General features: G+C 71.6%; 26 protein-coding genes and 1 riboswitch. Of the genes, 13 read left to right on the forward strand and 13 right to left on the reverse strand.

Annotation, left to right across the window (positions count from 1 at the left end; translation table 11 throughout):
• Positions 1 to 23: 23 nt before the first annotated feature.
• The 3 genes from RMT89_RS00200 to RMT89_RS00210 all read left to right on the forward strand — a co-directional run bounded on the left by RMT89_RS00200 (position 24) and on the right by RMT89_RS00210 (position 2,708).
• On the forward strand, positions 24 to 950 hold the full coding sequence (locus RMT89_RS00200) for a DUF2867 domain-containing protein (protein ID WP_315881812.1): 927 nt from the start codon (positions 24 to 26) through the stop codon (positions 948 to 950).
• The gene (locus RMT89_RS00205; RefSeq protein ID WP_315881813.1) at positions 947 to 2,299 is read left to right on the forward strand and encodes a class II 3-deoxy-7-phosphoheptulonate synthase; all 1,353 of its coding nucleotides are present in this window, start codon (positions 947 to 949) and stop codon (positions 2,297 to 2,299) included. Before RMT89_RS00200 ends, RMT89_RS00205 begins: the two co-directional genes overlap by 4 nt.
• Positions 2,300 to 2,465: 166 nt before the next feature.
• Positions 2,466 to 2,708: a (2Fe-2S)-binding protein gene (locus RMT89_RS00210; protein WP_315881814.1), complete on the forward strand. Its 243-nt coding sequence runs from the start codon at positions 2,466 to 2,468 to the stop codon at positions 2,706 to 2,708.
• On the opposite strand, the gene bfr is transcribed toward RMT89_RS00210, so the two are convergent.
• Positions 2,705 to 3,181 carry a bacterioferritin gene (gene bfr / locus RMT89_RS00215; RefSeq protein WP_015661040.1) on the reverse strand — a complete coding sequence of 159 codons (477 nt, stop codon included), beginning with the start codon at positions 3,179 to 3,181 and terminating at the stop codon, positions 2,705 to 2,707. The two genes, RMT89_RS00210 and bfr, sit on opposite strands and share 4 nt — an antisense overlap.
• Before the next feature lie 186 nt (positions 3,182 to 3,367).
• Between bfr and RMT89_RS00220 the strand changes: the two genes are divergently transcribed.
• A complete protein-coding gene (locus RMT89_RS00220) occupies positions 3,368 to 4,000 on the forward strand; it encodes a sulfite oxidase-like oxidoreductase (RefSeq protein WP_315881815.1) in 633 nt (210 codons plus the stop codon).
• A 198-nt stretch (positions 4,001 to 4,198) separates the two neighbouring features.
• Here the strand turns inward: RMT89_RS00220 and RMT89_RS00225 are convergent, their stop codons facing one another.
• The 5 genes from RMT89_RS00225 to thiO form a co-directional block, all read right to left on the reverse strand.
• Positions 4,199 to 5,068: a deoxyribonuclease IV gene (locus RMT89_RS00225; RefSeq protein WP_315881816.1), complete on the reverse strand. Its 870-nt coding sequence runs from the start codon at positions 5,066 to 5,068 to the stop codon at positions 4,199 to 4,201.
• Between the two features lie 16 nt (positions 5,069 to 5,084).
• A complete protein-coding gene (gene pknB, locus RMT89_RS00230) occupies positions 5,085 to 7,010 on the reverse strand; it encodes a Stk1 family PASTA domain-containing Ser/Thr kinase (RefSeq protein ID WP_315881817.1) in 1,926 nt (641 codons plus the stop codon).
• Positions 7,011 to 7,106: 96 nt separating this feature from the next.
• Positions 7,107 to 7,901, reverse strand: coding sequence for a thiazole synthase (locus RMT89_RS00235; RefSeq protein WP_315881818.1), 795 nt, complete (start codon positions 7,899 to 7,901; stop codon positions 7,107 to 7,109).
• Positions 7,902 to 7,904: 3 nt separating this feature from the next.
• Entirely contained in the window at positions 7,905 to 8,105 is a 201-nt protein-coding gene (gene thiS, locus RMT89_RS00240; protein WP_250070350.1) for a sulfur carrier protein ThiS, read from the reverse strand.
• Complete coding sequence (gene thiO / locus RMT89_RS00245; RefSeq protein ID WP_315881819.1) at positions 8,102 to 9,259, reverse strand: glycine oxidase ThiO; 1,158 nt, start codon at positions 9,257 to 9,259, stop codon at positions 8,102 to 8,104. Before thiO ends, thiS begins: the two co-directional genes overlap by 4 nt.
• A riboswitch (TPP riboswitch) is annotated at positions 9,257 to 9,368 on the reverse strand. (Overlaps the previous gene by 3 nt.)
• Positions 9,369 to 9,421: 53 nt before the next feature.
• Here thiO and RMT89_RS00250 point away from each other — a divergent pair.
• The 6 genes from RMT89_RS00250 to RMT89_RS00275 all read left to right on the forward strand — a co-directional run bounded on the left by RMT89_RS00250 (position 9,422) and on the right by RMT89_RS00275 (position 14,208).
• The gene (locus RMT89_RS00250) at positions 9,422 to 9,772 is read left to right on the forward strand and encodes a hypothetical protein (RefSeq protein ID WP_315881820.1); all 351 of its coding nucleotides are present in this window, start codon (positions 9,422 to 9,424) and stop codon (positions 9,770 to 9,772) included.
• 86 nt (positions 9,773 to 9,858) lie between these two features.
• Positions 9,859 to 11,022: an FAD-dependent oxidoreductase gene (locus tag RMT89_RS00255; protein WP_315882002.1), complete on the forward strand. Its 1,164-nt coding sequence runs from the start codon at positions 9,859 to 9,861 to the stop codon at positions 11,020 to 11,022.
• A 52-nt stretch (positions 11,023 to 11,074) separates the two neighbouring features.
• The gene (locus RMT89_RS00260; protein WP_315881821.1) at positions 11,075 to 11,446 is read left to right on the forward strand and encodes an Rv2175c family DNA-binding protein; all 372 of its coding nucleotides are present in this window, start codon (positions 11,075 to 11,077) and stop codon (positions 11,444 to 11,446) included.
• Positions 11,447 to 11,520: 74 nt separating this feature from the next.
• Entirely contained in the window at positions 11,521 to 12,168 is a 648-nt protein-coding gene (gene thiE, locus RMT89_RS00265; RefSeq protein WP_315881822.1) for a thiamine phosphate synthase, read from the forward strand.
• 109 nt (positions 12,169 to 12,277) lie between these two features.
• The gene (metF, locus tag RMT89_RS00270) at positions 12,278 to 13,201 is read left to right on the forward strand and encodes a methylenetetrahydrofolate reductase [NAD(P)H] (protein WP_315881823.1); all 924 of its coding nucleotides are present in this window, start codon (positions 12,278 to 12,280) and stop codon (positions 13,199 to 13,201) included.
• Between the two features lie 56 nt (positions 13,202 to 13,257).
• Positions 13,258 to 14,208 carry a hypothetical protein gene (locus tag RMT89_RS00275; protein ID WP_315881824.1) on the forward strand — a complete coding sequence of 317 codons (951 nt, stop codon included), beginning with the start codon at positions 13,258 to 13,260 and terminating at the stop codon, positions 14,206 to 14,208.
• A 74-nt stretch (positions 14,209 to 14,282) separates the two neighbouring features.
• Here the strand turns inward: RMT89_RS00275 and RMT89_RS00280 are convergent, their stop codons facing one another.
• The 4 genes from RMT89_RS00280 to RMT89_RS00295 form a co-directional block, all read right to left on the reverse strand.
• The gene (locus RMT89_RS00280; protein ID WP_315881825.1) at positions 14,283 to 15,782 is read right to left on the reverse strand and encodes an NAD(P)/FAD-dependent oxidoreductase; all 1,500 of its coding nucleotides are present in this window, start codon (positions 15,780 to 15,782) and stop codon (positions 14,283 to 14,285) included.
• Between the two features lie 448 nt (positions 15,783 to 16,230).
• Entirely contained in the window at positions 16,231 to 16,860 is a 630-nt protein-coding gene (locus RMT89_RS00285) for a TetR/AcrR family transcriptional regulator (protein ID WP_315881826.1), read from the reverse strand.
• A gap of 23 nt (positions 16,861 to 16,883) precedes the next feature.
• On the reverse strand, positions 16,884 to 18,968 hold the full coding sequence (locus RMT89_RS00290; RefSeq protein ID WP_315881827.1) for a YhgE/Pip domain-containing protein: 2,085 nt from the start codon (positions 18,966 to 18,968) through the stop codon (positions 16,884 to 16,886).
• Positions 18,940 to 19,671: an ATP-binding cassette domain-containing protein gene (locus RMT89_RS00295; RefSeq protein ID WP_315881828.1), complete on the reverse strand. Its 732-nt coding sequence runs from the start codon at positions 19,669 to 19,671 to the stop codon at positions 18,940 to 18,942. The genes RMT89_RS00290 and RMT89_RS00295 overlap by 29 nt, the downstream gene beginning before the upstream one ends.
• 162 nt (positions 19,672 to 19,833) lie before the next feature.
• Here RMT89_RS00295 and RMT89_RS00300 point away from each other — a divergent pair, with 162 nt between their 5' ends.
• The 3 genes from RMT89_RS00300 (at position 19,834) to RMT89_RS00310 (ending at position 21,971) form a co-directional block, all read left to right on the forward strand.
• The gene (locus tag RMT89_RS00300) at positions 19,834 to 20,391 is read left to right on the forward strand and encodes an SAV_6107 family HEPN domain-containing protein (RefSeq protein ID WP_315881829.1); all 558 of its coding nucleotides are present in this window, start codon (positions 19,834 to 19,836) and stop codon (positions 20,389 to 20,391) included.
• Between the two features lie 143 nt (positions 20,392 to 20,534).
• A complete protein-coding gene (locus tag RMT89_RS00305) occupies positions 20,535 to 21,305 on the forward strand; it encodes a methyltransferase (RefSeq protein WP_315881830.1) in 771 nt (256 codons plus the stop codon).
• Between the two features lie 276 nt (positions 21,306 to 21,581).
• On the forward strand, positions 21,582 to 21,971 hold the full coding sequence (locus RMT89_RS00310) for a DUF3040 domain-containing protein (protein ID WP_015661060.1): 390 nt from the start codon (positions 21,582 to 21,584) through the stop codon (positions 21,969 to 21,971).
• A gap of 151 nt (positions 21,972 to 22,122) precedes the next feature.
• On the opposite strand, the gene RMT89_RS00315 is transcribed toward RMT89_RS00310, so the two are convergent.
• Genes RMT89_RS00315 through RMT89_RS00325 form a run of 3 tightly spaced genes read right to left on the reverse strand, consistent with a single transcriptional unit; the run spans position 22,123 to position 26,902 of the window.
• On the reverse strand, positions 22,123 to 24,504 hold the full coding sequence (locus RMT89_RS00315) for a DUF3488 and transglutaminase-like domain-containing protein (RefSeq protein WP_315881831.1): 2,382 nt from the start codon (positions 24,502 to 24,504) through the stop codon (positions 22,123 to 22,125).
• A complete protein-coding gene (locus RMT89_RS00320) occupies positions 24,501 to 25,865 on the reverse strand; it encodes a DUF58 domain-containing protein (RefSeq protein ID WP_315881832.1) in 1,365 nt (454 codons plus the stop codon). The genes RMT89_RS00315 and RMT89_RS00320 overlap by 4 nt, the downstream gene beginning before the upstream one ends.
• Positions 25,865 to 26,902 carry a MoxR family ATPase gene (locus RMT89_RS00325; RefSeq protein WP_315881833.1) on the reverse strand — a complete coding sequence of 346 codons (1,038 nt, stop codon included), beginning with the start codon at positions 26,900 to 26,902 and terminating at the stop codon, positions 25,865 to 25,867. Before RMT89_RS00325 ends, RMT89_RS00320 begins: the two co-directional genes overlap by 1 nt.
• Positions 26,903 to 26,983: the final 81 nt, after the last annotated feature.

The raw sequence follows: 26,983 nt of genomic DNA on the forward strand, positions 1-26,983 counted from the left end.
CGCCACCGTATGGAGGTGCTCCGATGGGCACTGTGCGCAACGTTCACGACCGCATCCTCGCCGCGCCCGCCGAGCGGGTGGGCGCCCTCCTGGACCGGCTCGCCGCCCCCGACGACCCGCTCTTCCCGAGCCCCGCCTGGGCCCCGGTCCGCTTCGACCGGCCGCTCGCCGTCGGCGCCGCCGGCGGACACGGCCCGGTGCGCTACACGGTCGCCGAGTACGACCCCGGCCGCCGCGTCCGCTTCGCCTTCGACCCGCCCGGCACCGGCTTCCACGAACTGTCCGTCGAGCCGCTGGGTCCTGACCGCTGCCGCATACGGCATCTCCTGGAGCAGGACCAGCCGCTGGGGGAGCGTCTCGGCTGGCTGCTCGCGGTGCGCGCGATGCACGGCAACGTCATCGAGGAACTGTTCGACAACGCCGAGCCGGCCGCCACCGGCACCGTCGCCCGACCTGTGCGCCGAGGCCGGTACGTCCGCCTGCTCCAGCGGCTCACCTGGGACCGCCCGGAAGCCGTCGAGGTGCCCGAAGGAGCCGCCCTGCTGCGTGCCGCCTTCCCCGAGACCGACTACGCCGACGCCTACGCCCTGGAGCTGCGCCCGGGCATGCCGACCGACCCGGCGGCCTGGGAGGGCACACTCCGGGGCACCCCGGTCGTCGGCCGCTCGGACGACGAGGTTCTGCTCGGCCAGGACGCCGGTCATCTCGACTACCGCGCCTCGCTCCTGGTGGACGTGAAGGCGCGGAGGGTGACCCTCGGGTCGGTGGTCCGGATCCACCACAGGCGCGGCCGTCTCTACTGGTCAGTGGTCCGTCACGCCCACCCCTTCATGGCCCGGCTGATGCTCCGCCGCACCCATCGACAGCTCGCCCTGAAAGCTCCCGGGGCGTCTCAGTTGGTGAGCCAGGGAATGGACGATGGACACAACCCCGTAATGTTGACGTCGTGACCGTGAACGCTAAGACCAGCGCAAGCGCTGGCAACACCTGGCGAGACCTGCCCGCGGCGCAGCAGCCCGAGTACCCCGACACCGAGGCTCTGCGCGCAGTGATCGCGGACCTCGAGTCGTATCCGCCGCTCGTCTTCGCGGGCGAGTGCGACCAGCTGCGCGCCCGGATGGCGGCCGTCGCCAAGGGAGAGGCGTTCCTGCTCCAGGGTGGCGACTGCGCCGAGGCCTTCGACGCGGTGTCCGCCGACCAGATCCGCAACAAGCTCAAGACCCTGCTCCAGATGGGCGCCGTGCTGACGTATGCCGCCTCGGTGCCGGTGGTCAAGGTCGGCCGGATCGCCGGCCAGTACTCCAAGCCGCGCTCCAAGCCGACCGAGACCCGCGACGGCGTGACCCTGCCGACCTACCGCGGCGACTCCGTCAACGGCTTCGACTTCACCGAGGCCGCCCGCATCCCGGACCCCGAGCGCCTGAAGCGGATGTACAACGCCTCCGCCTCGACGCTCAACCTGGTGCGCGCCTTCACCACCGGCGGCTACGCCGACCTGCGCCAGGTGCACGCCTGGAACCAGGACTTCGTGAAGTCGTCCCCGTCCGGCCAGCGCTACGAGCAGCTCGCCCGCGAGATCGACAACGCGCTCAACTTCATGCACGCCTGCGGGGCCGACCCGGAGGAGTTCAAGACGGTCGAGTTCTACTCCTCGCACGAGGCGCTGCTGCTGGACTACGAGTCCGCCCTGACCAGGGTCGACTCCCGCACCGGCCGGCTCTACGACGTCTCCGCGCACATGGTGTGGATCGGTGAGCGCACCCGGCAGCTGGACCACGCGCACATCGAGTTCGCCTCGAAGATCCGCAACCCGATCGGCATCAAGCTCGGCCCGACGACCACGGCCGAGGAGGCGCTGCAGTACATCGAGCGCCTGGACCCGGACCGCGAGCCGGGCCGGCTGACCTTCATCGTCCGCATGGGCGCCGACAAGGTCCGCGACAAGCTCCCGGAGCTGATCGAGAAGGTCACCGCCTCGGGCGCCACCGTGGCCTGGGTGACCGACCCGATGCACGGCAACACCTTCGAGGCGGCCTCCGGCCACAAGACCCGCCGCTTCGACGACGTGCTCGACGAGGTCAAGGGCTTCTTCGAGGTCCACAAGTCGCTGGGCACGCACCCGGGCGGCATCCATGTCGAGCTCACCGGTGACGATGTCACCGAGTGCGTGGGCGGCGGCGACGAGATCTTCGTCGACGATCTGCACCAGCGTTACGAGACGGCCTGCGACCCGCGTCTGAACCGCAGCCAGTCCCTTGACCTGGCCTTCCTGGTCGCGGAGATGTACAGGGACCAGTAGCCGGTTCGGCTGTTACCAAAGAGCGCAGTGGGGCGCGGATCACATACGATCCGCGCCCCACGCCACTTTCATGGCTCCTGTGTGCCGGGTAAGGTTAGGTTAGCCTCACCGATCAACGGGCATGCGGTTACATCGGTACGGCACCACTTATCGATCCCGGCGGGAGGTGAACCGCGTGTACGTCTGCAGTTGCTTCGGCATCACCGAGCAGCAGGTGAAGAAGCACGCGGAGGGCGGCGCCTGCACACCTCGCCAGATAGCCTCGGCCTGCAAGGCAGGCACCGACTGCGGTTCGTGTGTACGCCGGATCCAGGCGCTGCTGGGCCGGGGCGCGTGCCCCCGCCGTGAGCTGACCGACCAGGGCCGTCCGGTCCTCGCCGAGCTGGAAGAGCTGGAAGAAGCCGCTTAGCTCGGCTGCTCGATCTGCTGCGCGAGGTAGAGCGCCTCACCGAGCTTGTCGATCAGCTCCAGTTGCGTGTCCAGATAGTCGATGTGGTGCTCCTCGTCCTCCAGGATCGACTCGAAGATGTTCGCGGACGTGATGTCGCCCTTGGTGCGCATCACCTCGATCCCGCGCTTGAGGCGGTCGATCGCCTCCACCTCCACCTGCCGGTCCGCCTGGAACATCTCGGTGACCGTCTGGCCGACCCGCACATGGAACAGCCGCTGGTAGTTCGGCAGGCCGTCCAGCATCAGGATGCGCTCGGTGATCTTGTCCGCGTGCTTCATCTCGTCGATGGATTCTTCACGCGTGTACTTGGCGAGCTTGGTCCAGCCCTTGTTGTCCTGGATCCGGTAGTGCAGCCAGTACTGGTTGATCGCCGTCAGCTCGCCGGTGAGCTGCTCGTTGAGGAATTCGATGACCTCGGGGTCGCCCTGCATCGCAGAGGCTCCTTCCAAGAGAACGGGGGAACTGGCAGGTTGCGCCGCATCCTTGCACCGGCATCGAAGATCGTCCAGTAAGTCTTCACTTAGTAAGTAAGTGCATGCTTACTTCGATTTGACCGCTTTGTTGCTTTGAGCGGCAGCTGGTCAAGTGCACTGCCCCGGGTCTGTCAGGATGGAGACATGGGTCAGCCGGTGGAGCGCGAATCTGGAGGAGCGGTACAGCCGGAGCTCCCGCCGGGGCAGCGCCTGCAGCGCGGCTGGCCGGTCACCCACTACGGACCGGTCCCCAAGTTCCGCCCCGAGCGCTGGGAGTTCAGGGTCTTCGGCGCCACCGCAGACGGTGAGAAGCACTGCTGGACCCATGAGGAGTTCGCGGCCCTGCCGTACACCACCGTCGTGGCCGATCTGCACTGCGTCACCAAGTTCAGCATGCTCGGCGCCGAGTGGGGCGGAATCCCCGCCCGGACCATCCTGGAGCTCGCCCCGCCCGCCGATGCCGTCACCCACGTGATGGTGTGGGCGGAGTACGGCTTCAGCTCCAACCTGCGCCTTGAGGATTTCGCCGCCGAGCGGACCATCTTCGCCACCCACAAGGACGGCGAACTGCTCACCGCGGAACACGGCTTCCCGCTCCGGCTCGTGGTGCCTCACCTGTACGCCTGGAAGGGCCCCAAGTGGGTCCGGGGCGTGGAGTACATGACCGCCGACCGTCGCGGCTTCTGGGAGGAGCGCGGCTACCACAACATCGGCGACCCGTGGAAGGAACAGCGCTACTCCTACCAGGAGGAGCCGGGGGACGGGCCGGAGCTCTAGGGGGTGTTTTGAAAGTCCTGTGCGGTGCCCGCGGTGTTCGGTGCGTGCCCTCGGCGTGCCGGACGAAGGCCCTCGTACTGGACGTACTTGGGTCTTTGGCCGGTGCGGCGAGGGTGCGTGCCGGGCGCCGTGGGTGCTGTGCGGGACTTTCAAAACACCCCCTAGTTGCCTCTGAGCTTCTTCAGCCGTCTCTGAGCTTTAGCCGTCTCTGAGCTTTTTCAAGCGCTCCACGTCCGCCGCGTGCCCCTCCTTGCCGCCGGGCGTCTCGATGATCAGCGGTACGCCCTCGGTGGCCGGGTGGGTCATCAGGGCCCGGAACGGGTCCTCGCCGATATGGCCGGAGCCAATGTTCTCGTGCCGGTCCTTGTGTGCGCCGACCACATCCTTGGAGTCGTTGGCGTGGATCAGCTTCAGCCGTCCCTCGCCGACCGTGTCCACCAGCAGATCCAGGGTCTGGTGCATGCCGTTCGGGCCGGTCAGATCGTGTCCGGCGGCGAAGATGTGGCAGGTGTCCAGGCACACGCCGAGCTTCGGATGGGCGTCCAGCGCCTCGAAGTAGGGCCCGAAGTCCCAGGTGCGGGAGCACAGCGAGTAGCCCTGGCCGGCCGTCGACTCCAGCAGCAGGTACGGGTCGTCGTCGTGGGTCAGCTCGTCCAGCAGCGGCAGCAGGTACTCCCGTACCTGCTTCAGTGCCACCGAGCGGTCTCGGCCGCCGGTCGCGCTGCCGGTGTGCACGACCACGCCCAGCGCCCCGATCTCCCGCCCGCGCCGAAGCGAGTGGCGTAGCGACTCCACCGACTTCTCGACGGTCGCCTCGGTGTGCGAGCCGAAGTTGATCAGGTACGGGGCATGGACGTACGCCGGGATCGACTCCTGCGCGCAGGCCGCGCGGAACTCCTCGTCCTGCCGCGGGTTTCCGGCCGGCGTGGCCCAGCCGCGCGGGTTGGCGACGAAGACCTGCACGGTCTCGGCCTTGAGGTCGCGGGCGTAGGTCAGGCCCACGGAGTTCAGGCCGCCGGCCACGGGGACATGGCCGCCGACGGGATTGCGGAGCTGCTGAACGGTCATCTGTGCGTACGTCCCGTCAGCGGATCTCGATGGTGATCGTCGAGCCCTTGGGCGCGGTGTCACCGCCGTCCACGGACTGGCTCTTGACCGTGTCGCCGAACAGCCCGAGCAGCCCGCGGTCCTCGTCGACCTCGAAGCCCGCCGCCTCCAGCTCGGCCTTGGCGTCGTCGACCTTGTCGCCCACCACGTCCGGGACCTCGACCATCTCCGGGCCCTTGGACAGCGTCAGCGTCACCGTGTCGCCCGCGACGGCCTGGGTGTCGGGCTGAGGCGTCTGCTGGGCCACCGCGCCCTTGCCGACCTCGGAGGAGTTGACCTCCTCGGCGGCGACCTCCACCTTCAGGCCCGCATCCTCCAGCTCGGCCCTGGCGTCCGCCAGGCTCTCGCCGGTGACGTCCGGCACGTCGACCGGGGCGCCCTTGCTCACGACGAGCGCGACGGCGGAGCCCGAGCGGCGCTCGGTGCCGGCCTCGGGGTTCGTCGAGATGACCATGCCCTTGAGGACGGAGTCGCTGAACTCCCGGGTCACCATGCCCGGCTCCAGACCCTCGGTCCTCAGCAGGGCCCGTGCCTTGTCCAGGCGGTGGCCCACCAGGTCGGGGACCTTCACGACCTGCGGGCCCTTGGAGACGACCAGGTTCACCGAGTCGTTCTGCCGTATGCGGCTGCCGACGGCCGGATCGGTGCTGATGACCTGGCCGCGCTTGACGGTGTCGCTGAAGGCGCGCTCGACCTTGCCGACCTCCAGACCGGCGTCCTCCAGCCGGTCCTTGGCCTTGGCCTCGGTCTGGGTCAGCAGCGCCGGGACCCGGGTGAACTGGCCGGAGTTGATGTACCAGACGCCCGCGCCGACACCGAGGACGAGCAAAGCGGCGACGACGAGGGCGAGGGGGCCGCGCCGGGACCCCCGGCGTCTCGTCGGCGGGAGCGGGGCAGGGGACTGCAGACGGCTGGTGTGGGAGAAGCGGTCCTCGTCCTCGTTGACCGGCAGCGGGCGCGGCACCGTCAGCGAACGCGGGATCACGCTGGTGCGGTCCTCGGCGTTGTCGTGCTCGGCGGAGAGCGCCTGCGGGGGCATCGCGTCCAGCTGGTCCGCGCTGAGCGCGGCACGCGTCTGACGGGCCTCGGCGAGCAGCGCGACCGCGTCGTGCGGGCGGACGTCCCGGGTGCGCGCGGTGGCCGAGGCGACCAGCGCGTCGAGCTCGTACGCCAGCCCGGGCACGCGGGCCGAGGGCGGCGGGACGTCCTCGTGAAGGTGCTTGTAGAGCACGATCGCGGGGGAGTCCCCGTCGTGCGGCTTCTCGCCGGTGAGCATCTCGTACAGCACGACACCGCACGCGTACACGTCGACGCGGGCGTCCGCGGCGCCTGGCTGCTCTATCTGCTCGGGCGCGAGATAGGAGACGGTGCCGAGGACGGAACCGGTGGTGTTGGTGACGGAGTCCACGGACCGTACGAGGCCGAAGTCGGCGACCTTCACCCGGCCGTCGTCCCCTATGAGCACGTTCTCCGGCTTCATGTCCCGGTGCACGAACCCGGCGCGGTGCGCGGCGCCGAGCGCGGCGAGCACCGGCTCCAGGATGTCCAGGGCGGCCCGGGGCTGCAGCGCCCCGCGGTCGCGCAGCACGTCACGCAGGGTGCAGCCGGCGATGTACTCCATGGCGAGGTAGACGTACGACCCGTCCGTCCCCTGGTCGAAGACCTGCACGACGTTGGGGTGCGCGAGCCGGGCGACCGACTTCGCCTCCCGGATGAACCGCTCCACGAAGGTGGCGTCGGCCGCGAGCCCCGGGTGCATCACCTTCAGCGCGAGCACACGGTCGAGCCGGGTGTCCACGGCCCGGTAGACCGTGGCCATCCCACCGACGGCGATCCGCGCCTCGACGCGATAACGTCCGTCGAGCACCTGCCCGACCAGCGGGTCCTGAAGGGTCGTATCCACGCAGGCGAGTGTACGAGCAGCGACTGACACCCCTGGCTTCCAGTCCGGGATAGGAGCGGGACTGAAGCCGTCCTGTGACGCAACCCACTTGGCCGTTCAGAATGCGGGACGTTCGGGGTCCAGCACCGCCCTGCCCTCCGCCGGAGACGACGCCTCCGCGAAGTGGCGCCGCGGGATCCGGCCCGCGCGGTACGCCAGCCGTCCCGCCTCCACCGCGTGCCGCATCGCGTCGGCCATCAGGACCGGCTCCTTCGCCCGCGTCACCGCCGAGGCGAGCATCACACCCGCGCACCCCAGCTCCATCGCCAGCGCCGCGTCCGAGGCGGTACCGGCCCCGGCGTCCAGGATCACCGGCACGCGCGCGTGCTCCACGATCAGCTGGAAGTTGTGCGGGTTGCGGATCCCGAGCCCGGAGCCGATCGGGGACCCCAGCGGCATGATCGCCGCGCAGCCGACGTCCTCCAGTTTGCGGGCCAGCACCGGATCGTCGTTCGTGTACGGCAGTACGGTGAACCCGTCGTCGACCAGCGTCTCGGCCGCGTCCAGCAGCTCGATGGGATCCGGCAGCAGCGTCCGCTCGTCGGCGATGACCTCCAGCTTGATCAGATCGGTGCCGAGCGCTTCGCGCGCGAGGCGTGCCGTCAGGACGGCTTCCCCCGCCGTGAAGCACCCCGCCGTGTTCGGCAGCACCCGGATGCCCAGCTTCTCCAGCACCGACAGCACCGAGCCGTGCACCGAGGCGTCCACCCGGCGCATCGCGACCGTCGTCAGCTCCGTCCCGGACGCGACCAGCGCCCGCTCCAGCACCTCAAGGGAGGGCGCACCGCCCGTACCCATGATCAGGCGGGACGAGAAGGACGTACCGCCGAGGACAAAGGGATCGTCGGCCATAGGTCAGCCTCCTTGGACGGCGGTCAGGACCTCGACCCGGTCCCCCTCGGAGAGGGACGTCGAGGACCACTGCGCGCGCGGGACGACGGTTTCGTTGAGCGCGGCGGCCACGCCGGAGGGCGCCGCGGTGAGGGACTTCACGAGCGTGTCGAGAGCCGTGCCCGGCTCGATCCGCCGACGCTCGCCGTTGACCGAGATGTTCATACGGGCTGCTCCGTGAGTGCGAACCGCTTCGGGCTGAACGGACGGGCCTCGTCCGGGAGTTCACCGGTGACCAGGGCGTGCGCGAGGGCGTCCCCGGTGACCGGGGTGAGCAGCACGCCGTTGCGGTAGTGCCCGGTCGCCAGCAGCAGCCCGTCGAGCTCGGTCGGGCCCAGCAGCGGCGCGTTGTCGGGGGACCCGGGACGCAGCCCCGCGCGGGTCTCCGTCAGCGGCAGCTCGGTGATGCCCGGCATCAGCTCGTGCGCGTCGCGCAGCAGCTCGTACACGCCTCCCGCGGTCACCGTCGTGTCCCAGCCCAGCTCCTCGCTGGTCGCCCCGACGACCAGCTCGCCGTTCTCCCGGGGCACGAGGTAGACCTGGCTGCCGCGCACCACCGCGCGCACGGTCCGGCTCAGGAACGGCGCGTGCCGCTTCGGCACGGTCAGCCGCAGCACCTGCCCCTTCACGGGCCGTACGGGAGGCAGTACGTCCTCCGGGACGCCCGCGAGCCGCCCACTGAGGCTGCCGGCCGCGAGGACCACCTGCCCGGCGCCGAGAGCGGTGCCGTCGTCGGTCACGCAGCCCGCAGCCCGTCCCTGGGCGACGGACAGCCGGGACGCCCACGCCCGGTGGAAGACCACGCCCGCCCGCTCGCAGGCCGTCACCAGCGCCCGCGCCAGGCGCCGCGGGTCGATCTGGTGGTCGCCGTCCACCCGGAGCCCGCCCCGCACACTCGGCGCGAGCATCGGCTCCAGACGCCGGCAGTCCCGCCCGGACAGCCACTCGGAGTCGAGCCCCGACTCCCGCTGCAGGGCGTGCAGTTCCCGCAGATGCGCGCGGTCGTCGGCGTCGAGGGCGACCGCGAGCGTGCCGCACTGCCGGTAGCCGAGGTCCTGTCCGGTGAGCTCGGTGAGCTCGGCCGCGAACTCGGGGTAGCGGCGGGCCGAGGCCAGATTCAGGCCGAGCAGCGTCTGCTCGCCGTAGTGCAGTTCCGTGACGGCGGCCAGCATGCCCGCGGCCACCTGGGCGGCGCCGCCGCCCGGTTCGGGGTCCACCACGGCCGTGGTGAACCCGCGCTGTGCGGCCCGCCACGCCGTGACCAGGCCGATGATTCCGCCCCCGAGGACGAGGACGTCTGACGAACGCGTAGGCGACATGGGCGTCCAGCCCCTCCCTTCGCCGGCATGACCCGGATCAGGTTCGTACGGTCGGAGGCCGCCAGCCTCCCTCTCAGCCCGGTGCGTCCGGGCTCCCGCGAGTGCTTGTACGGTGGCCACCCTAGCCCGTGGTTCCGCGCCTCTGTAAGGGAGCCCTTTGCCGTGCCCCGCTCGCTCGACGGCCTCGTCCTCGCCCCTGTCGCCGACCAGGCCCCAGGTCAGGTGGGTACGCGGACCCGGTTCACCTACCACGAGAAGGACGGGGAGATCTGGGCCGAGTACGCGGGCGGCGATGTCGTACGCGGGCATCTGGTGGGTACGCGGGAGGGCGACCGGCTGGACTTCCGGTATGTGCAGCTCAAGCGGGACGGGACCACGTCGTCCGGGCACTGTGTGTCGACGGTCGTGGAGCTGCCCGACGGGCGGCTGCGCCTTGAGGAGACCTGGGAGTGGGAGTCGCAGCCGGGAAACGGGACCAGCGTTGTGGAGCAGGTCACGCGGCACGACGGCTGACTGACAAATTGTCAGTTGTCTATGGTGATCAGGTGAGCGAGCAGACGACGACGTCGCAGCGGCGGGTGGTGGTGGTCGGCGCGGGCATGGCCGGCGTCCAGACCGCGGTCGCCTTGCGGGAACAGGGCTTCACGGGCTCGGTGCGGGTGATCGGCGCCGAACCCCACCAGCCCTACGACCGGCCCCCGCTGTCCAAGGCCGTCCTGCTCGGCAAGGCCGAGGGATCCGCCTTCGACGTGGACTTCGAGGCGCTCGGCATCGAACTCGGCCTCGGCCGCGAGGTGCTGGGCGTGCGCCCCGCCGACCATGAACTGGACACCGCCGAGGGGCCCGTCCCGTACGACGTCCTCGTCCTCGCCACCGGTGCCGAACCGATCCGGCTGCCGGGGGCCGAGGGTATTGCCGGAGTGCATCTGCTGCGCACCCTGGACGACGCCGAGAGGCTGCGGCCCGTGCTCGTCCGGCAGCACGACATCGTGGTCGTCGGCGCGGGCTGGATCGGCGCCGAGTTCGCCACGGCCGCGCGCGAGGCGGGCTGCTCGGTGACGGTCGTCGAGGCCGCGGACCGGCCGCTCGCGGGGGCGCTGCCCGCCGAGGTGGCCGCGCCGATGGCCGCCTGGTACGCCGACAGCGGTGCCGAGCTGCGCACCCACGCGCGCGTGGCGCGCGTCGAGCCCGGCGCGGTGGTCCTCGACGACGGCTCGCGACTGCCCGCGGGCGCCGTCGTGGTCGGCATCGGCGCCCGTCCCGTCACCGCCTGGCTGGCCGGTTCCGGCATCGAGCTCGGTGCGCAGGGCGAGGTGGTGGCCGACGACCATCTGCGCACCTCCGCGCCCGGCATCTACGCGGTCGGCGACTGCGCCTCCTTCCCCTCCGCCCGGTACGGCGAGCGTCTGCTGGTCCACCACTGGGACAACGCCCTGCAGGGGCCGCGCACGGTCGCCGCCGACATCATCGGCGAGGCCCCCCTGGTCTACGACCCGGTCCCGTACTTCTGGTCCGAGCAGTTCGGCCGCTTCGTCCAGTACGCAGGCCACCACGCCTCGGCCGACATGACCCTGTGGCGCGGCGACCCGACGGGCCCGGCCTGGACGGTCTGCTGGCTGCGCGAGGGCCGTCTGGTGGCCCTGCTGGCCGTGGGCCGGCCCAGGGATCTGGCGCAGGGACGCCGGCTGATCGAATCGGGCACCCGCATGGACCCGGCCTTGCTGGAGGACCCGGCGAGGCCGCTGAAGAAGGCGACGGCCTAGCACGGACCGGCCTGGCTTCCTGTTGTCAGTGCGGGATGGCAGGCTTGGTTCTGTGACCGAGATTGACGCAAAGATCGATGCTCTCGTCCCCGCCTGGCTCACCCTCCCCGACATCGCCGAACAGCTCGGCGTCGAGGTGACGCGTGTGCGGCAGCTGGTCAAGGACGGCCAGCTCATCGCCGTACGCCGTGGTGAGAACCGCGCGCTGCACGTCCCCGCCGCCTTCATCGACGGGGCCGAGCGGAAGGTCGTCAAGGGCCTGTCCGGGACCCTGACGCTACTGCGGGACGACGGCTTCACCGACGAAGAGATGCTGGAGTGGCTCTTCACCCCCGACGAGAGCCTGCCCGGCACCCCCGCGCAGGCCCTGAGCGAGAATCGCGGCACGGAGGTGAAGCGCCGCGCCCAGGCGCTCGCCGTCTGAGCACTGATCGACACCAGGTGTACGGGCCGCGGGGCGCCCGAGGCCCGTACACCACCGACAACGGGGGGACACGTATGCCCGACACCGCACGCGACCGGTTCAGCGACGCGCGGCTCTATCTGTGCACGGACGCCCGCAAGCGCCAGGGCGACCTCGCCGAGTTCCTGGACGCGGCCCTGGCGGGCGGTGTCGACATCGTGCAGCTGCGCGACAAGGGCATGGAGGCCGCCGAGGAGCTGGAGCACCTGGCGGTCTTCGCCGACGCCTGCGCGCGGCACGGCACGCTGCTCGCGGTCAACGACCGCGCGGACGTCGCCCACGCCGCCGGGGCCGATGTCCTGCACCTGGGCCAGGGCGACCTCCCGGTGTCCGCCGCCCGCGCGATCCTCGGCGAGGACGTCCTGACCGGCCGCTCCACGCACGCGGAGTCCGAGGCCGAGGCGGCCGCCGCCCAGGAGGGCGTGGACTACTTCTGCACCGGCCCCTGCTGGCCCACTCCGACCAAGCCCGGCCGCCATGCCCCCGGCCTGGATCTGGTCCGGCACACCGCCGCCCTCGGCACCGACCGCCCCTGGTTCGCCATCGGCGGCATCGACCTGGGCAACCTCGACGAGGTGCTGGAAGCGGGCGCCCGCCGGGTCGTCGTCGTACGGGCGATCACGGAGGCGGACGACCCCGGGGCCGCGGCGGCGGAGTTCGCGAAGCGGCTGCGGCAGGCGTAGCGGCCCTCAAGCGGCGCCGTTTGTCCAAGGGCTGGACAACAACCCGACAATTCGGGCAAATATCCGGCATCCGGTTGGGGGACCGTCGCCCCCTGACTAACCTGCGGGTATGGCCCTCGGCACCGCATCCACCAGGTCGGACCACGCTCGTACCGTGCGCGAGATGCTCGCGACCGGCAAGACGACGTACTCCTTCGAGTTCTACGCCCCGAAGACCCCGAAGGGCGAGCGGAACCTGTGGAACGCGCTGCGCCGGGTCGAGGCCGTGGCGCCCGACTTCGTCTCCGTGACCTACGGCGCGGGCGGCACCACCCGCGCCGGCACGGTGAAGGCGACCGAGGCCATCGCCTCCGACACCACGCTCACCCCGATCGCCCACCTCACGGCCGTCGACCACTCGGTGGCCGACCTGCGCAACATCATCGGGCAGTACGCCGACGCCGGGATCCGCAACATGCTCGCCCTGCGCGGCGACCCGCCCGGCGATCCCATGGGCGACTGGGTGCCGCACCCGCAGGGCCTGACCTACGCCGCCGAACTCGTCGAACTGATCAAGGCGTCCGGCGACTTCTGTGTGGGCGTCGCGGCCTTCCCCGCGATGCACCCGCGCTCCGCGGAGTGGGAGACGGACGTCCGGCACTTCGTCGACAAGTGCCGGGCCGGCGCGGACTACGCGATCACCCAGATGTTCTTCGAGCCGGAGGACTATCTGCGGCTGCGTGACCGGGTCGACGCGGCGGGCTGCGCGACCCCGATCATCCCGGAGATCATGCCGATCGCCAGCGTGAAGACGCTGGACCGCATCCCGTCCCTCACCAACGCGGCCTTCCCGGCGGCTCTGAAAGAGCGGATCCTCACAGCCAAAGACGATCCGGCCGCTGTACGCTCCATGGGAATCGAGTTCGCCACGGAGTTCTGCGCGCGGCTGCTGGCCGAGGGAGTGCCCGGACTGCACTTCATCACGCTCAACAACTCCACGGCGACACTGGAGATCTACGAGAACCTGGGCCTGCACCATCCTCCGCAGGCCTAGACCGGCCGCACCGCTGTACGACACACTGCGTAACGGCCACTGGGAGAGGGGCGTACATGGGCTGGACGGTCCTCTACATCGCGTTCGGCATCGTCGCGCTGTGGCTGCTCGGTGAGGTGCTGCTGCAGTACAAGGCACGCCTGCGCTGGCGGCTGCTCGCTTTCGTCGGCTTCCTGGGCGTCGTGCTCGGGGTGCTGATCCCGTCCGTGATCGTCATCGCGCTGGGCGCGGCGGCCTTCGCGGTCGGGCAGACCTACGTCACGCTGTCCTTCCGCCGCGGCTTCGCCTCCGGCTGGGTGGTGAACGCTCCGGCGCTGGGCGGCTCCAAGCGCCGCCGCGGCGAGCCCGAGTACCAGGACCCGGCCCTTGAGGTCTCCGACCTCCAGGCGGGCGAGGGCGACTACGGCGACGAGGGCGGCTACGGCCGCGACAACGCCGGCTACGGCCAGGACGACGCCTACGACCGCGACGACGTCTTCACCCCCTCGCGCGCGGCGGGACCCTCGGCCGCCGAGACCACCTCGGTCTACGAACCGCAGCCCCTGCCGGACGACACCGGCTCCTACGGCGTCTACGGCACCACCCCCGACCCCTCCTACGCGGCGGCGGACCAGCCCCAGGACCAGTACGCGACCGCGTCCCAGGGCACGGACCAGGGTTACGGCTACGACGGCTACACCGGGTACGACCAGCAGCAGTACGGCTACGACACGACCGGGCAGCAGCAGTACGCCGCCTACTCCGACCCGTACATCGGCACCCAGACCTATGGCGGCGGCTCGTACGACGCGGGTTACGCCCAGCAGTACGGCCAGCAGGGCTACGCCCAGGACCAGTACGTCACCGGCACCTACACCGGCGAGACGACCCCGCCCGGCGGGGTGTGGGTTCCGCAGCAGCGCAGCACCGACGACCCCTACGGCGGCGAACTCCCGCCGGAGCAGCCGTACCCGTACCAGGGCGGCCAGGGGCAGCAGGGCGGGTACGACGAGCAGTACCGCTTCTGATCACTGCCGAGACCAGTACTGCTTTCGATCACTGTCGATGACCAGTACTGCTTTTGATCACTGCCGGGGCCCGGTCACTGCGAGCCCTGGAAGTCCGGTCCCTCCACGATCAGTCCGGCGACCAGCGCACCCGACATGCCCGCGTGAGGGAGGCCGCCGCCGGGGTGCGACCAGCCGCCGACGCTGAACAGGCCCGGTATCCGCGTGCTGTTGGCCGGGTACAGGAAGGTCCCCTCCGCCGCGGCCAGCGCGGGTGCGGGCACCGCGCCGCCCTCGGCGCCCGTCTCCGCCTCGGTGTGCACCGGCGTACGGACCTCGCGCCACAGCGTCCGCTCACGCAGGCCCGGTAGCGCGCGCTCGGCCGCCTCGACCATCCGGTCCGCGAAGGAGTCGGCGGCGCCGGGCGCGGTCCAGTCGTACAGCGTCCGGGAGGGCACCGTCGCCGTGAGTACCACCGACTCGTGCTCCTCGTCGGGTCTGAGGGCGGGGTCGTCCGGGCGGTCGACACGGACCGTCGGCCGCGCGGGCGGCTCACCGAGCCCGAGGGCGCCCAACTCGGCACCCCGGTCCGGGGCGTGGACCACCGTCCGGAGCGCGGCACCCGCCTCGCGCGCACCGCGCAGCGCCAGGCAGACCACGACCCGGCCGCTGCTCACACCCTCCGGCCTGGGCTCGACGTCCGCCACGCCGTACACCTCATGCCCGGTCAGGCCCCAGGGCCTCGTACCGACCACGAGGTCCGCCTCCGCCACCGTGCCGTCCGCGAGTTCAAGACCCGCCGACCGGCTCTCCTTCTCCAGCACCCCGGTCACCTCGGCGCCGAAGTGGAACTCGACCTTCCGGGCCAGGCACCGCTCATACACCGCACGCGCCAGCTCCCGCATCCCGCCGAGGACGTACCAGGTGCCGAAGGCGTGTTCCATGTACGGCAGGACCGCCGCGCTCGCCGGGGTGACGTCGGGATCCAGGCCGTATCCGAGCGCATGGCTCTCCAGCAGGGCGGTCAGCCGGGGGTCGCGCAGCTCCCAGGCGCCGATCTCGGCGAGCGTGGCGGCCCGGCGGGCGCGCAGCAGGCGCTTGTGCGGGACCGCCGGATAGGGCTCGCGCCCGGCCAGCACCTCCCAGTTGGGCCACAGGGGCTCCTCCAGGAGCGGTCTGCGGCTGCGGTCCCAGGCCTCGCGGGCCCGGACCAGGAAGTCGCCCCAGCGTCCGCCCGCGCCCGACCCGAGCGCCTCGTCCAGGGCCGCGACGACTCCCGCGCGCGAGGCGTTCGGCAGCGAGACCTCGGTGCCGTCCGCGAAGACATGCCGCGAGGACGGGTCGACCTGGACCAGCCCGACGCGGTCCTCCAAGGGCTCCTTGCCGGTCTTGACGAACAGATCGCGCCAGACGGCGGGCAGCGTCAGCAGACCGGGGCCGGTGTCGAAGGAGAAGCCGTCCCGCTCGAAGCGGCGCACCGCTCCGCCGTACGTCTCCGTACGCTCGTACACCGCCACCCGGTGGCCCGCGACGGCCAGCCGGGCCGCGGCCGCCATCGCGCCCATCCCGGCGCCGATCACCGCAATCCGTGCCATGCCAGGGACTTTATCCGCCACCACTGACAGTCACGGCGGCGGAGGTCCGCCCGGCGTTCGGGGGAGTACCGGCACGGACGCGTTCGTCGCCAGTGGGCGACAGGCCGGCCTGGGCCTGCGTGCGCAGGTCTGAGTACGTGTACCTAGGCGGTGAGATGAGTACGCGCGCGGATGGGCCGCGACCTGCGTGAACGAGAGAGTGGAGGCACGGAGAAGGGGCACGGCTCCGGTACCGGCGACACGGGGCGCCGGAACGGAGCCGCCCTGGATCCGCTCCTTCCGCCGGCCCGCGTGCCGGCGGAAGCGAGACACGGGGAACCCGGGGGAACGACCGGACGGGGGACCAACGGGGGAAACGGGGGAGCACGAAGGAAAGCGCCGGTTCGCGGTGGCCCGTGGGGGACGTGGCCATCTCGGACCGGCGCTTCTCGTCTGCGCGCGGAGCCGGTCAGCCCCGGCCGCTCACCCGCCCCTGGAGCAGCCGCGACAGCGCCGCGTGCACATCGTCCAGGGAGCGCTCCGGCTGGAAGGACTGCCAGTCCAGGGCCGCCACCAGGACCATGCCGACCAGCGCGGCGGCGGACAGCGGGACGTCGATCTCGTCGCTGAACTCGCCGTTCGCCACACCGTCGCGCAGCACGCCCTCCACCACGGCGACGACCTCCTGCCGGACCACCATGAGCGTGGACTGCCAGGCCCGGTTGGTGCGCCACAGCTCGGCCACGTAGAGCTGGGTGAAGGACGGGTAGGCGGCGATGAAGCCGAGCCCCGCGCGGATCATCGCGTCCAGGGCGTCGACCTTGGTGCCGCCGTCCCGGTCCGTGCGTTCGGCCGCCTCTTGGAGGGAGGTCTTGAGCAGACCCACGCCGTGCCGCAGCAACTCCTCGAAGAGGACGGACTTGCTCGCGAAGTTGTAGTAGACCGTGCCCTTCGCGACCCCGGCCCGCTCGGCGATCTCGTCCACCGTGGTGGCGGAGAAGCCCTGCTCGGCGATGAGCGTGACGGCGGCCTCGTAGAGCTTCTGCCGGGTGGCCTCACGGCGGGTGCTGCCGCCCGACGCGGCGCTGCTGCTTTCCATGGCCATGATTGTCCCGCGCGCGGTCACAGGCTCAGCTCCGGGTGCAGCCGGTCGAGGGTCCACACCTGGCGGCGGCGCGCCGACAGCGCGGTCAGCGCGAGGGCTCCCGCGGTGAAGGCGACGAGCACCACGCACGCGTGCCAGACCGGGCCCAGACCGCCGCCCGTGATGAGCCTTCTGAGGGCCTCGACGACGTAGCTCATCGGCAGGAAGGGGTGCAGTGCGTTGAAGAAGGCCGGACTGGTCTGGACGGGGTACGTGCCGCCCGCGGACGTCAGCTGGAGCATCAGCAGGGCGAGCACGAGGATCCTGCCCGCCGCCCCGAACCGGGCGTTCAGCCACTGCACGAGGGACGCGAAGCAGGCCGTGACCAGGAACAGGAAGCCCACCGTCCCGGCCGCGCGGGCCATCTGGAGCCCGACCGCCCAGTGCAGCACCGCCATCAGGGCCACCGTCTGGAGCACCCCGATCGCCACCACAGGGAGCCAGCCCGCCAGCGCGATCCGCCACGCCGAGGCGCCCGCCGCGAGCGCGCGCCGGTTCATCGGCGCGATCAGCATGTACGCCACCATCGTGCCGACCCACAGGGACAGCGGGATGAAGTACGGGGCGAATCCGGTGCCGTAGTTGGGCGCCTTGTTCAGGTCCTCGGAGACCAGCCGGACCGGGTCGGACATCACCTCGGTGCGCTCGTCGCGGTCCCGCTTCTCGTAGTCGGGGATCTGCTCGGCGCCGTCGTGCAGCCCGTCCGAGAGGTCACCGGAGCCGTCGACGAGCTTGTACAGGCCCGCCTTGAGGTCCCCCGCGCCCGTCTGGAGGTCGCCGACGCCCTTGTCCAGGTCCGTGGCCCCGGTCTTGGCGGTGCCGAGCCCGGAGTGGAGCTTCTTGGCACCGGCGGCGACCTTGGCGGCGCCCTCGTTCAGGTCGTTGATCTTGGTGACGGCGTCGTCGAGGTCCTCGGAGAGGCGGGGCGCGCGGTCCGCGAGGGCCTGGGCCTGCTTCTCCAGGGTGGCCAGGTGCTTGTCGAGCTTGTCCAGGCTGCCGTCCTGGTCGCTGATCAGCGTGTTGACGTCGTCGGCGATGACGGCCACGTCGGCGGCGGCGTCCTTGGCCGTCTTCAGGTCGGCGCAGGCGGTGCCGGGCAGTACGGCGTCCTCGCAGCGCGCCTTGTAGACGGCGCTCAGGTCGTCGGATGCCTTGCGGGCGTTCTCGGCGGCGGTCGGCGCCCGCTCCACCAAGGCGTCGAGGTTGTCGCGGATCGCCCCGGAGGCGTCGGCGACCAGCTGGGCGGTGTCGCCGATCGTCTTCTCGTTGCCCTTCAGGAACGGACCGACCTTCTCGGCGGTCGCGTTGACCTTGTCGGCGAGCGTCTGCGTGCCCTCGGCGACCTTCTTCGAGCCGTCCTCCAGATCGCCCGCGCCCTTGTTGAGCTTCGTCAGCCCCTTGACCAGCTTGCCACTGCCGCTCTTGGCGTCCTTCAGCCCGTCGGCGAGGTCCCGCGAGCCCTTCTCCGCCGTCCCGATGCCGCTCTCCAGCTTGTCGGCGCCCTTGGCGGCCTTCACCGTCGCGCCGTGGATGTCGGAGAAGGAGAGGAAGATCCGGTCCAGGAAGGACCGCGAGGCCTTCGTCGAGGCCGCGTCGCGGACCTCGCTGAAGACCGTCCGGGAGATCTGCCCGACGATGTAGTTGTTGGCGTCGTTGGTGCGCACCTGAAGGGCGCCGGTCTCCGGGGAGTCGCCCGAACTGGACGCGATCCTCTTGCTGAAGTCGGCCGGCAGGGTCAGCGACAGGTAGTACCTGCCGTCCTCCACGCCCGCGCGTGCCTCGTCGGCGCTCACCTCCTGCCAGTCGAAGACCTCGCTCTCCCGCAGGCCCTCAACGATGTCGTCGCCCGCCGCGATCTTCTTCCCGTCGGCCTTCGCACCCCGGTCGTCGTTCACCAGCGCCACCGGAATCCGGTCCAGACGGCTGTACGGATCCCAGAACGACCACAGATACAGGGCGCCGTACAGCAGGGGCAGCACCAGCAGCGCGACCATGGCGGCACGCGGCAGCTTCCCCCGCCCGAAGCGCCGGATCTCAAGCGCGGCCAGCTTCGGCGAGCGCATCGGCGGGCACCTCCTTCGTTCCTTCGGTCGCTACGACGACGGCCCCCTCCGGAGCCTCACTGCACACCGCCACCACCGTCGTCCCGGCCTCGGCGATCGACTTCAGCAGCGCCCAGACCTCGGCCCGTTCGGCGTCGGAGAGCTTGAGGTCGGTGTCGTCGACACCCAGCAGCCGCGGCTCGCCGATCAACGCCAGCGCCACGGACAGCCGCAGCGCCTCCACCCGCTCCAGATCGCGTACGGCGGTCCTGGAGCCCTTGGGCAGGGCCTCCCGGTCGAGTCCGGCCGCGGCCAGGGCGCGGTCGATCCGCAGCCGGGTCTGCGTCCCACGCTCCCCGCGCGGGCGCAGCAGACCCCGCAGCGAACCGCCGAACCGGCGCTGGAGCAGCGCCCGTTCGTGCAGATGCTCGGCGACGGTGAGCGCCGGGTCGAGATCGGTGACGCCCGGGACATGCGCGAGGGCGCTGACGTGCCGCGCCGCCGAGAGCTGCTTGGGCAGCCCGGCCTCGCCCACGGTGGCCGTGCCCTCGGTGGGTTTCATCCGTCCGGTGAGCGCGAGCAGCAGGCAAGTGCGCCCGGATCCGGACGCTCCCTCCACCGCGATCAGTGAGCCCGGCTCCGCCTCGAAGGAGACCCCGCGGAACGCCCATCCGCGGGGTCCTTCGAGGCCGAGGCCCCGGGCCGTGACGCCGACTCCGGCCATCACGGCTCCCCCTCCCCTAGTTTGAACTGACTGGTCAGTGCAAAAACTAACCCGAACTGCCGATCGAAGCAAAAGCCCAGGTCAGAACGGATTGTCAGTGCCATACCTCACGATGGGCACATACGGCACCCGTGCCGTCACACAGACGACAGGAGGTTCGTCATGGCCAGCTACCACGCAGCCGCCGCCCGCCGGCGCCGCGCCACCGGCCCTGCCCCCTCACTGACCGGCCCGGCGAGCGATGTGCACCCCGTGCTGCGCCGGGCCACGGCCCCGCCCGCCGCCCTCGATCTGCTCGCCCAGGCCCGCGCCGGACTCGACGAGGCCGCCGTCCTGGAGACCCCCAACGAGCGCTATGCGACGGCCCACCTCGCCGCCCTGCGCACCGCCGCCGCCGTGCTCGCCGCGCGAGGCCGCCCGGAACCGTCCTCCCGACGCCGCGCCCGCATCAGGAGCGCCTGGGAAGTGCTCCCCGAGATAGCGCCCGAGCTCACCGAATGGAGCGCGCTGTTCGCCTCGGGGGCCCGGCGCCGCGCCCGGGCCGAGGCGGGCATCCAGGGCGCGGCCAGTCGCCGGGACGCCGACGACCTGATACGCGACGTGGCGATGTTCCTGCGCCTCGTCGAGCGGATGCTGGTCCTCCAGCCGGTGCTGCCTCAGCCCCGCCAGGACACCGGCGAGAGGCAGGGGGAGGAGCGAGGATTTCCGGACGCCGGCTGACGGCACCGCGGTGACCAGGACCGGCATCGGAGGCAATAGGGTGGGACACGCCTGAAGCCGTCCCGCTCCGGTACTCCGGGCCGGTCGGCACCCCGTTCGCTCCGCCGTACCAGAGGCGGTGCCGCGCCGAGGAGTCAACTGCCGTGTCGGACCCGAGCCGCCCCCGCGCCTCTCTCCGTACCGCCGTGGTCTGGGAGGTCCTCCAGGAGGCCCTCGACCGCCAGGTCAAGGCCACCGGCCGGGAGGCGCTGGACGTTCTCGACGCCGGAGGCGGCAGCGGCAAGTTCGCCGTGCAGGTCGCCCGCCTCGGCCACCGCGTCACCGTGGTCGACCCCAGCCCCAACGCCCTGTTCGCGCTGGAGCGCCGCGCCGCCGAGGCCGGTGTCGCCGACCGGGTCCAGGGTGTCCAGGGTGATGCCCACGGCCTGTTCGACGTGGTCGAGCGCGGCGGCTACGACGCGGTGCTGTGCCATGGCGTCCTGGAGTACGTGGACGACCCGGCCGAGGGCGTCCGCAACGCCGTGGCCGCCCTGCGCCCCGAGGGCGTCCTCAGCCTGCTCGCGGCCGGTCTCGGCGGCGCCGTGCTCGCCCGCGCCCTCGCCGGTCACTTCAAGGAGGCCAAGCAGGCCCTGGAGGACCCGAACGGCCGCTGGGGCGCCGGTGACCCCGTGCCGCACCGCTTCACCGCCGAGCAGCTCACCGCCCTGGTCGAGGCCGCGGGCCTGCGCGTCGGCGCCGTGCACGGCGTCCGGGTCTTCGCCGACCTGGTGCCCGGCGTCCTGGTGGACACCGAGCCCGGCGCCCTGGAGGCGCTGCTGAAGCTGGAGGAGGCGGCGGCCGAGGTGCCCGCCTTCCACTCCGTTGCCACACAGCTCCATGTGCTCGGCGAGACCCAGGGGACCTCCGAGACCTGAGCCGGCTCCCGAGGCGCGGCGCTGATCAGGGACTTGGCTGCACATGGAGTACGCCACAGGCCCCCCGATCGGGCGCGCAGCGCCGTATGATCGAGGGAGACCGCTCGGCATGACGGGTCGGCTGCTGGGGAATGCAGATCTCAGCGAGCCGGGACGTCCATGACGGATCCCGGTTGGCAATTGGCGTAGAGGGGCGGGTTTCACGGGGGCGATTCCCTGCCTATCCTGAAGGGACCCCCCGGGTCGCCCCGGCGACTGCACGATGAGGAGGACTCCGTGCCGCTCTCGGAGCACGAGCAGCGCATGCTCGAGCAGATGGAGCGAGCGCTGTACGCCGAAGATCCCAAGTTCGCGACAGCGCTTGAGGGAAGCGGGCTGCGCACGTACACCCGTCGCCGGGTGTACCAGGCGGTGGCCGGCTTCCTCGTGGGTATCGCGCTCCTCATGGCTGGAATGGTCGCCAAGCAGGTCTGGCTCAGCGTGGTGGGATTCCTCGTCATGCTGGGCTGTGCGGTACTCGCCGTGACCGGTTGGCGCAAGGCCCCCAAGCCGGGTGAACAGCCGGCGGGCGGTCAGCAGGCCAGCCGTCAGGGTCGGACCAAGCGCTCCATGATGGACCGGATCGAGCAGCGCTGGCAGCGGCGCCGCGACGAACAGGGCCACTAGCGCACGAGCCGCAGCTCCTGGACACAGGTGAGGGGGCGACCACCGCGGGTGGTCGCCCCCTCACGCACGCGTTCACACCGGCAGTCGACGGGACTGACGAAGACAAAGGCCCGGGCGGGACGATCCCGCCCGGGCCCTGTCGTTCCAGGTCTCAGCTCTGCTGCCCCGACGGTTTCCGCACGGGCGGCCGGGTCGCGGACACCCGCGCCTTGACCCCGGTCCACCACGCGGCCGTCGCCCACACCACACGCACGGTCGAACGCGGCATGAACAGCGCTCGAAGCCGCGTGCCCCGGCTGAGCGTGGTCCGCAGGGAGGCGACCACCCGGCGCACATCCTCGGCGAGCCCCGCCGTGGGACGCGGCCTGGGGGCGTACAGCACTTGCTCCACGGCGTCCGCCACCCGGTGCACGGAGGCCGCGGCCTCCGGGCCCAGATGCCCCAGCCGTACGATCCGGGCCGCCGCCTTGCGCGGGGTCTGTGACTCGTCCGGCGCGATCCCGAAGTCCCACGCCGTGTCGGTCAGCTCCTGCCACACCGCCAGGATGTGCGGCGCCACATCGGCCTCACCGCGGCCGTGCCCCCCGAGCCGTACCACCCGGGTGCGCAGCCGCCACAGCATGGGTGACAGCGGGATCAGCAGGGCCGCGAGCCCGGCGAGGGACCAGGCCAGCACGACGTACCACTTCGGGCCGTCGTCGTCCTTGGCCAGCGCGGCCTGCGGGGACTCACTCGCGCACAGCTCCGGGTTGCCGCCCGCCGCGCAGCTCTCGCTCTCCGAGGGCGCCGCGCTGGGGGCCGAGCTCGCCGACTGGCTCGGCCGCGCCACATCCGGCAGGGTGCTGCCGGGCGTGTCCGTCTGGGTGTACGACGGAACCGAGCCCCGGGACGGGGTCGGCTCGAAGCGGGTCCAGCCGACGCCCTCGTAGTACAGCTCGGGCCAGGCGTGGGCGTCCTTGAGGCCCACCGACACCGTGCCGTCGCCCTGCGGGGTGCCGGGCGCGAAGCCCACCGCCACCCGGGCGGGTATGCCCAGCGAGCGGGCCATCGCCGCCATCGAGAAGGCAAAGTGGACGCAGAAGCCCTGCTTGTCCCGCAGGAAGCGGACGATCGCCTGCGAGCCGGTGCCGGCCTGGACCTCGGTGTCGTACTGGAAGCCGCCGGTGACGGTGAAGTACTCCTGGAGCTTGACCGCCTGCTCGTAGTGGTTGTTCGCGCCCTCGGTGACCTCGCGCGCGGTCTGCGCCACCTCCTCCGGCAGCGAAGACGGCAGCTTGGTGAACTCCCGCTTGATGGCCGCCGGCGGAGCCGGAGCGTCGGCGAGCTGCTCCGCCGTCGGCTGCACATCGAGGCTGCGCACGGTGTACGTCATGCCGCGGGTGTTCTGGCCGTGGTCGCCGACGAGGGTCATGCCGAGCGGTTCGTAGCGCCAGTTGCCCTCGATGTCCACGCCGCTGGGCGGATAGGGCATCGGCAGCCAGTCCTGGGCGTACCAGTTCGCGGCCGAGATGCGGGTCTCGACCTCCGCGCGCTTGATGTCGGGGCTGAGGCCGATGGGGGTGGGGAACTCCTGCGGCACCGAGGTGATGTTCCGCTTGGACGGCTTCCAGGTGGTGCCGTCGAAGTCGTCCAGGGACACGATCCGCAGATACAGGTTGGACAGGTCGTCGGTGTTGGTGCGCAGGGAGAGGACCTGGCGGTCCTCGTCGACGTTCAGGCTGTCGCGCAACGACACCAGCGGGTTCACCGCGGAGATGGTGCCGCCGCCGCCGGATCCGCCGCCCACTCCGGTGCCGGTGGCGTCCAGCAGACCGCCGTTCATCGCGGGCAGCCCGAGCGGCACCACCAAGGCGATGCCCAGGGCGACCACGCCGATCCGCCGCCCGGTGCGCACCGGTGCGACCGCGCCGCTGGGCTCGCCGCTCGGGGTGCGCGGGGCGCCGCCGAAGACCCGGCCCCACTGCGAGAGCCGGTCCCGGCCCTCGGCCAGCAGCAGCATCAGATAGCCGGCCGCCGCGACCAGGAACCACAGCCAGTCGGCACCGCCGTCGGAAAGGCCCGCGGCGACCGAGTACAGCGCGAGCAGCGGCAGCCCGGCCGGGGCCGCGCTGCGGAAGGTCACCGCGAGGGTGTCCACCGCGAGCCCGATGACCAGCACTCCGCCGACGAGCATCAGCCGGATGCCGTCGGACAGCGGCGCCGGGATGGCGTACCTGCCGACGTCGTCCGTGCCTGTCTGGAGCAGGTCGCCGAGGTGGGTGATGGCCTCCGGGCCCGGAATCAGCCCGAGCAGCGCCTGCTCCCGGGCGAAGGTCAGGGTCAGCAGCATCAGCGTGACCAGCGCCTGCGCCGCCACGGTCAGTGCCCGGGCCAGCGGCACCCGGCGGGCCGCCATGCCCACGCCGGTCTGTACGGCCAGCAGGAAGACCGCCTGGAAGAGCCAGGTGGCCTCCTCGACGAGCGGCAGCAGGGCGCAGGCCGCGGCCAGTGTGGCCACGGCGGCGCACAGCGCCAGTCGTGCCCGCCCGCTCATGACGGTCCCTCCCCACCAGTCGCGGCGACGACGCCCGCGCGCTCACGGTCCGCCTGCCGCCACAGCTCCTCCAGGGAAGCGCCCCGCGGCACGCTCAAGGCCGTCCAGCCCGCCTCCCGCAGCATCCGCAGCCGCTCCTCGCTCCTGTCCAACGGCCCGGCCACGTCGGTCGGTTCCCGCACCCAGGTCTCGCTGTCCAGCAGGAAGGCGACCGCGCCCCCGCTGCGCTGGCGCATCTTGGCGGCCACCGCGGCCTGCTCCTCGTCGAGGTCGCCGAAGAACGCCACCAGCAGCCCCTCGTTCCCGCCGCGCAGCACGTCGTACGCGCGGGACAGGCCGGTGCCGTCGGAGTGGTCGATCACCGCGAGGGTGTCCATCATCAGCCCGGCCGCGTCCGCCGACTCCTGGTTGGCACCGGCGAAACCGTCGGCGCCCTCAGCGGGCACGGAGCTGCCGGTGTCCGTCAGCAGCCGTACCGAGAAGCCCCGCTCCAGCATGTGAACGAGGGCGGAGGCGGCGCCCGACACGGCCCACTCGAAGGCCGAGTCCGGGCCCGCGCCCTGGAAGGCCAGTCCCCGGGTGTCCAGCAGTACCGTGCAGCGGGAGCGCTGCGGCTGTTCCTCGCGGCGCACCATCAGCTCGCCGTAGCGCGCGGTCAGGCGCCAGTGCACCCGGCGCAGATCGTCGCCGTAGCGGTAGCCGCGCGGGATCACGTCGTCCTCGCCGGCCAGCGCCAGCGAGCGCTGCCGTCCGTCGCCGTACCCCTTGGCCTCGCCGGTCAGCCGCACCGGCGGCAGCGGCTCCACGCGCGGGATCACCGTCAGGGTGTCGTACGTGGAGAACGACCGGGTCAGCTCGCACATGCCGAAGGGGTCGCTCAGGCGCAGCTGGAGCGGGCCCAGCGGGTAGCGGCCGCGCAGGTCGGAGCGGACGCGGTAGGACACCTCACGGCGGCCGCCCGCCTCCACCCGGTCCAGCACGAAGCGGGGGCGCGGGCCGAGGACGTACGGGACCCGGTCCTGGAGCATCAGCAGGCCGGTGGGCAGCCGCGAGACGTTGTCCATCCGCAGATGGACCCGGGCCTCGCTGCCGGCCGGCACGCGCGCGGGGGAGAGCCGGCGGCTGCCGGCGACCCGGTAGCGCGTGCGGTAGAGCACGGTGGCGCAGACCAGGGGCAGCACCGCGAGCAGCAGCCCCACCCGCAGCAGGTCGCTCTGCCCGAGGACGTACGCGCAGATCGCGGCCGCCACACCGGCGGCCAGGAAGGAGCGGCCGCGGGTGGTCAGACCGGCCAGCGCGGTGCGCACCCCGCCCTGCTCGCCCCGGTCGGCCTCCGCGTGCCCCGTCCCCCCGGTGCTCATCACAGCCTCCGCGGCGGCTGCTGGGGATAGGCCGGGGCGCCGCGGCCGAGGCCTCCGAAGCCGCTCTGCTGGGGCGCGGCGGGTACCGGGGTGCGCTGCAGGATCTCCTGGACGACCTGCTCCGCCGTACGGCGGTTGAGCTGGGCCTGTGCGGTGGGCAGCAGCCGGTGGGCCAGGACGGTCACGGCGAGGGCCTGCACATCGTCCGGCAGGGCGTACTCCCGGCCGCTCAGCGCCGCGGACGCCTTCGCCGCGCGCAGCAGATGCAGCGTCGCGCGCGGGGAGGCGCCGAGTCTGAGGTCGGGGTGGGTACGCGTGGCGGCGACCAGGTCCACGGCGTAGCGGCGGACCGGTTCGGCGACATGGACCCCGCGGACGGCGTCGATCAGCTTCACGATCTCGTGCGCGTGGGCCACCGGCTGGAGGTCGTCCAGCGGGTTCACCCCGCCGTGGATGTCGAGCATCTGCAGCTCGGCGTCCGCGCTCGGGTAGCCGATGGAGACACGGGCCATGAAGCGGTCGCGCTGGGCCTCGGGCAGCGGATAGGTGCCCTCCATCTCGACCGGGTTCTGGGTGGCCACCACCATGAAGGGGCTGGGCAGCTCGTAGGTCTGCCCGTCGATGGTGACCTGTCGCTCCTCCATGGACTCCAGCAGCGCGGACTGGGTCTTGGGCGAGGCGCGGTTGATCTCGTCGCCGATCACGATCTGCGCGAAGATCGCGCCCGGCTTGAACTCGAAGTCCCGTCGCTGCTGATCCCAGATGGACACACCCGTGATGTCCGAGGGCAGCAGGTCGGGGGTGAACTGGATACGCCGTACCGAACAGTCGATCGACCGTGCCAGCGCTTTGGCCAGCATTGTCTTGCCCACGCCGGGGACATCCTCGATCAGAAGATGTCCCTCGGCGAGCAGCACGGTCAGCGAAAGCCGTACGACCTCGGGCTTGCCCTCGATCACTCCCTCCACCGAACTGCGGACTCGCTCGACGGTGGCGGTCAGATCAGTGAGGCTCGCTCGATCGTCATAGGTCGTCACCCGGCCCTCCTCGGCCCGTTCTTTCCGGGCCGACGCTCTGCGATGCGGACCGGCCCACCCCGAAACACGGACACCACACGT

Source organism: Streptomyces sp. P17 (assembly GCF_032436805.1).
In the GTDB taxonomy this organism is placed as follows: domain Bacteria; phylum Actinomycetota; class Actinomycetes; order Streptomycetales; family Streptomycetaceae; genus Streptomyces.